Source organism: Oleiphilus sp. HI0079 (assembly GCF_001635105.1).
Genome location: NZ_LWFT01000658.1, coordinates 1 through 9529, shown reverse-complemented (window position 1 = coordinate 9529; position 9529 = coordinate 1). Strand labels below are relative to the sequence as shown.

The following is a 9529-nucleotide window of genomic DNA, read 5'->3' as shown; positions in this document are numbered from 1 at the left end:
TCTCAACAACGGCATACGCTTTTTCACCCTTCGCTCTCGCAATATCAGGGCATTCAATCAAGCTTCTTAACGCTTCAAATAGCTCGTTCTCATCGGCAACGGTTTGCAGCGCTCCACTATCCATAAATTCCTGGCAGATCATTTGAAAGTTAAAGTAATGCGGACCTATCAGCATGGCCTTGCCTAACGCGCCCGGCTCAATCGGGTTATGCCCACCCACCTCAGCGAGCGAACCGCCTATAAACACCAAGTCACTCGCCGCATAAAAGCGCATTAATTGGCCCATCGCATCCAGAACATAGACATCGTCTTTTGCGCCAATCAAGGGAGACGAACTGAATCGGCTGGTTTGGAATCCCGCCTCAGATGCCTGATCGTATGCAGACTCGAAACGCTCAGGATGCCGTGGAACCAAAATCAACGTTAAGGAAGGAAAATGCTGCTTGAGCTGACGGTGTACTGAAAGCACTTTCGCATCTTCACCCTCGTGCGTGCTCGCCGCAATCCAGATTGTTGTGTCATCAGGCACATTTTCCCTCAGCCGTGCTCCGCTCTCAGCGACTGAGCTATCAACGTCGATATCGAACTTAACACTTCCTGTCACACCAATTTTTTCAGCAGAAATACCCAGTGTCGCGAAGCGTTGAGCATCTGGCTGGTGTTGACACAGCACCAGCTGCAAACTCTCAAACAGCCATGACACCATTGGCAATAAGCGTCGGTAACCTTTCGCAGAGCGCTCAGATAAGCGCGCATTGGCCAGCACAACAGGACAGCCCAAGGCTCGCGCGCCGTGAATCATGTTTGGCCATAACTCTGTTTCCATGATGATCACAAAGCTTGGACGTATACGCTTTAAAAAAGCGCGCACGAAAAGCGGAAAATCGTAGGGTGCATAGACGTGAAAAACACTGTCGCCAAACAGCTTGTCAAGCAAGGCTGAGCTCGTTGGCGTCATGGTAGTGATGGTGATTTTTTTCTCGGGATAACGGGACTGTAGCTCACGAATAATCGGCTCGGCTGCAAGCAACTCACCAACAGATACTGCGTGCACCCAAATGTCCTGCGCTTGCTCTGGGGCCTCAAAAAAGCCCATACGCTCCAGACGACGAGTTCGATATTCAGGCGCCTTTAAACCTCTCATCCACAAACGTAGCAATACAAAAGGCATGCAGATGGCCACTAGAATTGAGTACACTAAACGAACCATAACCAAAAACGTCCTATCGATAACGCGGGCGAGTATACCTTAGCTCAGATAGCAGCCCAATCACTATGCCGCAAGCAAACCACGCCAAGCCACTTTCTATTTGTTTCGTTCACGATGACCGCATCGGGCATCAGAAGCAACTTAGGGGCTTGGAAAATCAGCTCATGAAACGCGCACTGTGCACAACGCACTGGGTAGACCAACAGTCAGTCGCCTTGCTAAATCACGCACTTCGTTTCGATATCTGCATTGGTGCGGGCCACAAAACCCATTGGCCGCTGTGGCGACTTGCCCGGAGGCATCGCGCGTTTAGCGTCGTTCTGATGACCCCAAGCTTGCCGATGTTTCTATTTGATGCGGTAATCTGCCCCCGTCATGACGACCCAAAAGCGAGCTCTCGCGTGTTTGTCACCAAAGGTCCCATCAATACTATTCAGCATCTAACAACGCCGGACCGAAAGCCTTATGAAAACGCCCCAGATCGATCGCCGCAACACAACCTGATCTTGCTGGGAGGCCCCAGCAAACATTTCAACTGGAGTTCGGAGCGCATACTGACCACTGTCAAACAACTAGTCAGACACGACACGGACCTTCCCTGGCTACTCTCACCCTCTCGTCGGACTCCAGACACAACAATCGAAAGAATCAAAGCCGAGCTACCAAGGCTACGTTTTTTGAGCGCAAACCATGATCTGGACCAAGCAATACACCGCGCAAAACAAGTTTGGGTCAGCGCCGACAGCAGCAACATGATTTACGAGGCGCTCTCTGCCGCGAAACCCACTGGCGTCATAGAGCTCGCCACGCGTCATAAATTATTTAGAAAGAATCGTCTTCGCAATGAACTTGAGCGACTATATCGGGAAAACCATGTAATGAGGCTCGCAGACCTCTCGCCTGAATCAGACATAAACAACCGCCAGCAGACCGGACTGCATGAAGCTGAAAGAGCAACTGAGTGGCTCTTGATGCGATATGAAACCTGGCGATCAAAACACGAGGGGCAAGATGTTTAATCACATCCTGCAAGTGCTCCCCGCCCTGGAAAGTGGTGGTGTTGAGCAAGGCACATTAGAGCTTGCCGAGTTTCTTAGCCAACAAGGTCATCGATCGAGCGTCGCCTCTTCTGGAGGCAAACTTGCGCAGCGGCTAACCGAGTGGAACGTCGCCCATTACCAACTTCCGCTCGATCGTAAAAACCCTATTCAGATCATGCGTAACGCGAGACATCTAGAAAGACTGATCAACGAGCAAAACATCGATTTACTGCACGTGCGCTCACGAGCGCCGGCATGGAGCGTCTACCTTGCTTCACGTTCGACGGGCGTCCCATTTATCAGCACCTTCCACGGTTGTTATGGACACAAGAATGCGCTCAAGCGCTTGTACAACTCGGCGATGTTAAGAGGACGAGCGTGTATCGCAGTCTCAGAATTCATAGAGCACCATATACGCGAAACCTATCCATGGGCGAAGAATGTGGTGCAGATTAATCGAGGCGTAGATACCGACTACTACACCCGCTCCATTCAGGTAAGCCCGTCTATCTCAACGCATGCAACTAAGAAACCAGCCCAAGTAACGACGTCAACAAAAGGCCCAGAGAAACCCTTTACACTTCTTTTACCCGGACGATTCTCAGAGCTCAAGGGCCATCAACTTCTGCTAGATGCCGTCGAGCCAATAACAGATAGACCTCTTAAGATCATTTTTGTTGGCAGCAGTCACGGCAAAGAACACTATTACCAATCGCTTCGTGAACGCGCCACCTCCCTTTCGCCAAAAATTGAGTTCGTAAACGGGCACAGGGATTTACGGGAATTTTATCACCAAGCGGATGCGGTGGTATCTGCGACACGAAAACCAGAATCTTTTGGACGAACAATGATCGAGGCGCAAGCCATGCAATGCCTGGTGCTCGCACCGGATCAAGGAGCAAATCGAAGCATTATCGCACCCGAGTTACAACTGGGCCTGTTCAAAGCGAATGACAGCCAATCACTCACTGAGAAAATTACGGCTTTAATGTCGATCCCACTCAAAAATCGCAGTCTAATGGGAGTAGCGGCTCGAAACTTCGTGCAGCTCCATTTTCAACGATTGCAAATGACACAAAAAACACTGGAGCTGTACCAACAGCTTTGGCAAGATTCGACTACACTACACGGACGTTAACCGCGCGCGAAACCATGTCCCAAAACACAAAGATCATCATTAATCGCCGTATCTTCCAAAAAGAAAGTAGCGATTACTTCGAACCCAAATATTGGCAAACCAAACATGCCATTGAGGGGCACGAGCGAGGCCGCGGCACTACGTGGTTTGTACGACATCGCACGCATTCCCTCGTTTTGCGCCATTACTATCGCGGCGGCTTGATGAGCCGTATCAACCGTGATGCCTACGTTTATACGGGTGCGAAGAACACACGGTCATTCAAGGAGTTTTCAGTTTTACAGGCACTTTTTGATGCAGGACTACCCGTTCCTGAGCCAGCTGCCGCACGGGTTATTCGCAAAGGAAGAAGTTACACGGCAGACCTGATTACTCGCCGTATACCCAATGCGCAAGATCTTCTACAAGTTTTTCAGGCACCGGCGACCAATACGATCATTCAAGATATTGCCGAAACTGTCGCTCAGCTGCATAACTTTGGCGTTTGGCATCCAGACTTGAATATCCAGAACATACTGGTTGATAACAAACAGAAGGTTTGGATCATCGATTTTGATCAGGCAAAGATTCTTCGGCTAAAACAACGTCATCGAATGCGAATGCTGGAACGATTGCAACGCAGCTTCATGAAGGAACAGGTTCGACACGGTATTATTTGGACTGACCAAAACTGGTGCGATTTTATGCACTTTTACCAGCAAAGCCTCACGAAAAAATAAGCCCAGCGGCTACTCTCGCCAATACTCTGCAATCCACGGACAAGGTTTTAGTCCTTTCCACCAACGCTTCAACCTAGGCATCGGCTTACCCCACTCTCCTCTAATTGCGTCTGGTGGATTTGGGCGACCATGAAACACCAACATGCTCGCTCCTCTAGGCGTCTCGTAATGGCGAGAGGAAAAACGCATCAAGCCCGAATGCATGACATGTTTTTTGAAACTAAGGCACAAGCGATCATCAAAAAATGATGCCCCACTAATGGCTTTCGCCCAAATATATTCCTGCTCTGTCACGAACTCTTCCAACACCGCAATCGGATCCGCAAGATAACGCGTTAAAACAGGCTTCATGCTATCGCCATCAAAACGCATTACAGAGGCCTGACCCTTTCCAGGCTGATACCAGTTTTCCAACATCATAAACGGCGCAGCGCCTTCAAATAGAGGCTCTATAGATCGCAAAATCACAATATCCAGATCAAGAAATAAGACTCGGCCTTCAAGGCCTAACTTGGCGGCATCAAACAAGGCGAGCTTACGCCAAGCAGAACAATAGCGAGCGTATTTGTAGGGGGGCTCTGGAAAGTCAGGAAGTGCTTTTATCTCGATGTCATCACGAAGGCCAGTTGCATCTTCCGTAAAACAGACAAAGCGAACGGGCGAATCCACATTGCGGCTGACCATCGCGAAGAGGCGATTCACATATTCTGGGCCATACATGTCACCCCATTTTAAGCAAACGACGGTGCGAGATACGTTCATGGCCCGTATGTATGACGACTACCCTTACGGGCATCTTTAAAACGTTTGTATTCCCACTGATACTGCTCGGGCCGATCACGCACACACGCTTCTACCGTGCGATTCATCGCTGTTACCGAAGTCAGTAGGTCGCTACTGTAGATTTCAGGGTCCGCCTTGCGGAACACCATATCAAAACCAGTACCATCATCTCTTCGCAGCGCAACAAGACTAACCACAAGACAATCCGTTTTTTCAATCAAACGCGAAACCAATTTAATGGTATTCGACTCAACCCCCATAAAAGGGGCAAACACCCCGCCGGTTCCACCAGGAACCTGATCCGGCAAAATCCCAACCATACCGTTCTCTCGCAGGATCGAAAACAAGCGGACAACACCTCGCTTGGTTGTCGGCACAAGTTCTGAGCCATGCCGCCCCCTAACTGACGACATATATTCTTCTAAAGGCTTAATCTTTGGGGGTCGATATAAAGCGGCCATCGGTCGGAGCGTCGATAGATATAGGCCAACCAACTCCCAATTTCCATGGTGAGGGGCGAGCACGATCAGGCCTTTTTTCTGTTCAAGAGCCATATCAAACAGCTCTTTGCCCTCTACCGAACGAATCAAGCCTAATGCCTTGTCAGATGGCCATTCCCACATCGCGCCAAACTCACAGAACAGTTTTGCGGTCTCAGTAAGACTGGATTTAATTAAGGCTTGCTGTTGTTCGTTATTTAACTCAGGAAATGCCAGCTCCACGTTTACCTTCGTAACACGTGTCAGGCTTGAGTCACCCCACCACAATATACGCCCGATCGCACGCCCAAGCTTCTGAGAACTAGCATATGAAAGCCGTGCAAGCATCTTCAAAACGCGAACAACCAACCAAGCGAGAATTTTATCTTTCATGAATGAGAGCGGGCTCTAAGCTGTGAATTATTTGCCCCGAAGTTTAGAGCATCTATTTATGAATTACAGCCTCGACTTCAATGTACCAATGCATTTAAGCTTGATGGCATGAGCTCACTTCGCACACTTCAAATTTGCGCATCACATGGCAACCAGCTTGGTGGCATGGAAAAACAGGTGATCGCTATTTGTGATGGCCTTATCGGCACAGATCATGAAGTACATATCGCAGCAAGCCCCCAGCTACTTGAGCAAATCAGCAAAGAGGCTGTATTGCATGCCCTGCCGACAGAAAAGAGCCGACGCCATCCAGCTCTAAAGAACACTTTACTCAGTGTCATTGAGCACGTTAAACCGGACATTATTCATGCTCATGGCCTAAAAGCAGCCGCGTTACTGCAAGCGCTTCCGAGATATAAAGACTGTAAGCGCGTTGTGTCTATACACGGCGAGAAAAAAGACCTACGCGTTCTAAAAGGCATGGACGCGTGCATCGGCGTAAGTAAAGAAATTTATACGCACCTTCAAGAAGAAGGCTTTCCAGCCGTATTAATAGAGAACGGTATACCGCCATACCGAGGGCCACTCATTAGCAAAGAGCAGCTATGCACAGAGCTAAATCTTGATGCGAGTTTACCGCTGCTACTTTGCGCGGGGCGCCTGGCTCCAGTCAAACGCTATCATCTGGCAATGCGGGCATGCCGAGATTTGCCCGTCAACCTTGTCATCGCCGGCGACGGCCCGATGTTCAAAGAACTGAAACAACTGACTACAGAGCGCATTCTGTTGATCGGCAATCGCAATGACGCTCCTGGGCTCCTCGCCGCTGCAGATGCCGTTCTGAGCATATCCGAACGCGAGGGCATGAGCCTGACTATGCTGGAGGCACTTGCTGCCAGCACACCTGTGCTCTCAACGCCTGTATCAGGCGCTGCGAGCCTGCTTCCAAAGCAGTCTCTCATCCCCTCCAAAACGCCTGACGATCTCCGGCAATTTCTTTCCAATGCGAGTAATGTGCTGGATCAACACAGAAAAGCTCAAAGCAGCTTGTTCGAAGCCATTCGAAATGAATTTACACAAGAGGCGATGGTCTCGAGAACATGCACTTTGTACAGGCAGTTAGTGCGACGCAGCGAGTTGCTATTTCTTGGCGATTGCAACACCTGCGGAACAGAACAGCTAAAAGGCCAGGCGTACCCGGCTCTTGTTGGCGAAGCGCTAAATCGGCGCATCCAAAATTGTGGCCAAACGATGGCAACAACACGAGAAGCACTCAAGTATTTTGCACACTTTGGTCATGATCACCTCAACGCGGTATTTATTCAGTACGGCTTGGTCGATAGTTGGTCAACTCTCAAAGCAGCGCCGTATGTCTTGTATTACCCAGATAATGCTCGCCGACGCTTTTTCCGTCGCTGGGTCAAAAAATGGAAGAAATATGGCCGAAAGATCGGCATTGGCAAGCTCTTCGGCATGACCAACCAGGTGCCGATAGAGGAATATCAGGCCAACATCGCAAAAATTTTGGATGCCGTCAGCTGCCCTGTATTTCTGATCGAAACCGCACCCAACCAAGACGATTCGCGCAACCCTGCCATACAAGCGTATAATGCCGCCTTGGCTGAGTTGGCTGAACAATACGCTCATGCTAGCCTGATCCATTGCTACGAGGTGTTCGCAACAAACATGCAAGACTATTATCAAGATGCGACACATTTCTCTCCTGCAGGGCATGCAAAATTAGCCGAGATGATTTCCAAACATCCTTTGTTGAGCGCCCCCTAAAACACACCTGACAATTTGTGATCAAACATCGGACAACCACAAAGCGCTAATAAATGACTTACTTAACCCGCAAAGCCCTATTGCTCGACCGAGACGGCGTCATCAACGTTAATCATGGCTACGTGCACAGACCCGAAGACTGCAGCTTTGTGAAAGGCATCTTTGACCTTTGCGCAGCAGCACAACGAAAAGGCTATACGATTATTATTGTGACCAATCAAAGCGGCATTGCGAGGGGGTATTATGACAACCAGCAGTTCCATCAGTTTTCGCAATGGATAGAGTCGCAATTTCGCGCGCAAGGTATTCAGATCCGTCATACCTATCACTGTCCGCACCACCCAAAGCTATCGAGCCCCTGTACCTGCCGAAAACCAAAGCCTGGCATGATTCATAAAGCCGCGCGCGATTATAAACTCAACCTAAGCAACAGCATTATGGTCGGTGACAGCTGGTCCGATATCGTTTGCGCACGAGCAGCAGAGGTTGGTAAAGCGGTGCTATTTAAAGACCCCGAACATCACTCACCCAAACGACCTTTCGACGACCTCATTTATCCAGATCTATACCGTGAACGTTCTGGACGGTTTTACGCAGCACGAAGCCTTAGTAGTATTAGTAGGTTGCTGTAAACTATACTTCAGCACCTGAACTGAAGAGTCGCAATGCCAAGCCCTTTTCGTCTCAACCCAACCTAACAAACGTGGATTTATTGAATGAGCGATCGCATCAAAGCCCATATCGAGCGCAGTATAGAAGCAAAACAACGTATCCTGAGTAACGAGTCGCTTCTTGATCAGTTAGATCAGTCCATCGCACTTTGCGTCGAGGCTCTTCGAGACGACAAGAAGATTCTCTTCGCTGGAAATGGCGGTAGCGCTTCAGATGCACAGCACCTCGCAGCCGAGCTTGTTGGTCGGTATCGCTATGACCGGGAATCGCTCGCTGCGATTGCCATCACCACCGACACCTCGGCGCTCACTGCGATCGGAAATGATTATGGCTATGAGGACGTGTTCTCGCGCCAGCTTTCGGGCCTAGGCCAGGAAGGTGATGTACTGGTAGCCATCTCTACCTCAGGCAACTCAGGGAACATCGTCAAAGCAATCGAAGTTGCGCGAAAAAAAGGCATAAAAGTCATCGGAATGAGCGGAGAGAAAGGCAAGCTGAAAGAGCTTTCTGACACCTGCCTGGCAGTACCCGCGCCGCTAACGGCAACGATTCAAGAAGCGCACATTATGCTTGGACATATTTTGTGTGATGGTATTGAGCAAGCACTCTGCCCAGAACTGCCAAAAGATTAAACCATAAAGCTCTATGGGTTGCGTCAAATCGATCAGCCCAACCTTTTCAAACTATTGGCTCAGTGACACATCGCGCGTGCTGCAACCGCAACGCGCTAAAGATTCTTTAGCGCGCTCCAAACTCGATCTGGCGCCATCTCTTCCAAGCACTTGTAGTGCCCAAAAGGACAGTCGCGCTTAAAACAAGGACTGCAATCAATCTCCGCTTTAATGACCGCCGATTTTTCGCTCAAAGGCGGAGTATAGTCTGGTGACGTTGAGCCAAATAAAGCAACGATCGGCACACCCAAGCCCGCAGCTACATGCATCAAGCCCGAGTCATTAGCGACTGCTTTATCTGCCTGCGACATCAATGCGACCGCCTCTTGCAAACTCGTGCGTCCGGCAAGATTCTGTACAGCATCTGTGTTCACTGACGAGCAAACAAGGCCAACAATCTCATCGCAGGCTTGCTGATCATTTTGCGAACCAAATAACCAGACCTGACCACCCTCTTGAATATGGCGCTTTGCAATTTCGGCATAATGCCGCTCCGGCCATTTTTTCGCACGACCAAACTCTGCGCCCGGGCATAAGGCAAGAATACGCTGCTCGGTACTTAAAGAATATTTTTGCAGGGCATTAGAAATATTCTCAGCAGCAGGTACTAACGAAGGAGTAGGGCACTCGAAAGAATCA

At 49.6% G+C, this 9529-nt stretch carries 10 protein-coding genes; 6 read left to right on the top strand and 4 right to left on the bottom strand.

Annotation, left to right across the window (positions count from 1 at the left end; all coding sequences use genetic code 11):
- A partial coding sequence (gene waaA, locus A3750_RS11860; protein ID WP_156498542.1) for a lipid IV(A) 3-deoxy-D-manno-octulosonic acid transferase occupies positions 1 to 1210 on the bottom strand: 1210 nt, incomplete at its 3' end.
- A gap of 65 nt (positions 1211 to 1275) precedes the next feature.
- On the opposite strand from waaA, the gene A3750_RS11855 reads away from it, so the two are divergent.
- The 3 genes from A3750_RS11855 to A3750_RS11845 are packed head-to-tail and all read left to right on the top strand — an operon-like array spanning position 1276 to position 4107.
- Positions 1276 to 2229 (top strand): ELM1/GtrOC1 family putative glycosyltransferase, encoded by a 954-nt coding sequence (locus tag A3750_RS11855; protein WP_068458640.1) that lies wholly within the window; start codon positions 1276 to 1278, stop codon positions 2227 to 2229.
- Entirely contained in the window at positions 2222 to 3388 is a 1167-nt protein-coding gene (locus tag A3750_RS11850; protein WP_068458639.1) for a glycosyltransferase family 4 protein, read from the top strand. The genes A3750_RS11855 and A3750_RS11850 overlap by 8 nt, the downstream gene beginning before the upstream one ends.
- Before the next feature lie 14 nt (positions 3389 to 3402).
- Positions 3403 to 4107 carry a 3-deoxy-D-manno-octulosonic acid kinase gene (locus A3750_RS11845; protein ID WP_068458638.1) on the top strand — a complete coding sequence of 235 codons (705 nt, stop codon included), beginning with the start codon at positions 3403 to 3405 and terminating at the stop codon, positions 4105 to 4107.
- A gap of 9 nt (positions 4108 to 4116) precedes the next feature.
- On the opposite strand, the gene A3750_RS11840 is transcribed toward A3750_RS11845, so the two are convergent.
- A complete protein-coding gene (locus tag A3750_RS11840; RefSeq protein ID WP_068458637.1) occupies positions 4117 to 4869 on the bottom strand; it encodes a hypothetical protein in 753 nt (250 codons plus the stop codon).
- A complete protein-coding gene (locus A3750_RS11835) occupies positions 4866 to 5762 on the bottom strand; it encodes a lysophospholipid acyltransferase family protein (RefSeq protein ID WP_068458636.1) in 897 nt (298 codons plus the stop codon). Before A3750_RS11835 ends, A3750_RS11840 begins: the two co-directional genes overlap by 4 nt.
- 108 nt (positions 5763 to 5870) lie before the next feature.
- Here A3750_RS11835 and A3750_RS24960 point away from each other — a divergent pair, with 108 nt between their 5' ends.
- From A3750_RS24960 to A3750_RS11820, 3 genes are all read left to right on the top strand, one after another.
- Positions 5871 to 7547, top strand: coding sequence for a glycosyltransferase (locus tag A3750_RS24960; protein ID WP_082863397.1), 1677 nt, complete (start codon positions 5871 to 5873; stop codon positions 7545 to 7547).
- Between the two features lie 53 nt (positions 7548 to 7600).
- Positions 7601 to 8179 carry a D-glycero-beta-D-manno-heptose 1,7-bisphosphate 7-phosphatase gene (locus tag A3750_RS11825; protein ID WP_068458635.1) on the top strand — a complete coding sequence of 193 codons (579 nt, stop codon included), beginning with the start codon at positions 7601 to 7603 and terminating at the stop codon, positions 8177 to 8179.
- Positions 8180 to 8263: 84 nt separating this feature from the next.
- Entirely contained in the window at positions 8264 to 8851 is a 588-nt protein-coding gene (locus A3750_RS11820) for an SIS domain-containing protein (RefSeq protein WP_068458634.1), read from the top strand.
- A 95-nt stretch (positions 8852 to 8946) separates the two neighbouring features.
- Here the strand turns inward: A3750_RS11820 and waaF are convergent.
- A partial coding sequence (gene waaF / locus A3750_RS11815) for a lipopolysaccharide heptosyltransferase II (RefSeq protein ID WP_068548297.1) occupies positions 8947 to 9529 on the bottom strand: 583 nt, incomplete at its 5' end.